Genomic DNA, 557 nt, shown 5'->3' with positions numbered 1-557 from the left:
TTGAGGTAACCCCATAAGCCATACCTAACGAACCGTCTATTAACTGCGACAATAAACCAATAAATGCAAAAACGATTAATTTCTTCATCAGAACACCCCATCTATATCAATCAGATATTTTTGACTCTTCATTCGAATCTAACAATCTCTTGGCGCTTTCATATAAAAAATAAGAGGCTTTGATAATGGCAGTTTCATCAATTGTAAATGCAGGGTGGTGCCAATCATGATCACCGTCTGTTCCAAAAAACGCAAAGGATCCCGGAATATGCTCAAGATAATAAGCAAAATCTTCCCCCGCGGTTGATGGGGCGGGATCAATGACTTGAAGTTTCGCTTTATGCGCAGCGTCTCGCACCAGCCCCGTAATTGCCTCATCATTACAAAGCGGCGGCGGTCCGGAATGCCACTTCACATTTGCCTTTAACGAGAAAGCAGCAGAAATCTGCTCTGTGACTGCCAAAAAACGCTGTTTCACTTGATTACGAACCTCTGAATCAAATGTACGAACAGTGCCCTCAATGACAACTGTATCCGGAATGACATTCCAAGTGCTG

2 pseudogenes are annotated in these 557 nt (G+C 42.9%); both read right to left on the bottom strand.

Annotated features, from left to right (window positions below):
- Positions 1–88: pseudogene (locus tag ACWHAR_RS30660) on the bottom strand (sulfite exporter TauE/SafE family protein); the annotation flags it as partial.
- Between the two features lie 18 nt (positions 89–106).
- A pseudogene (gene sndA, locus ACWHAR_RS30655) lies at positions 107–557 on the bottom strand (S-alkyl-N-acetyl-metabolite deacetylase SndA); the annotation flags it as partial.

The organism is Bacillus sp. LR--39 (assembly GCF_053613335.1).
Note: the sequence above shows the minus strand (reverse complement) of the source record. Positions and strands in the feature narration are given on the sequence as shown.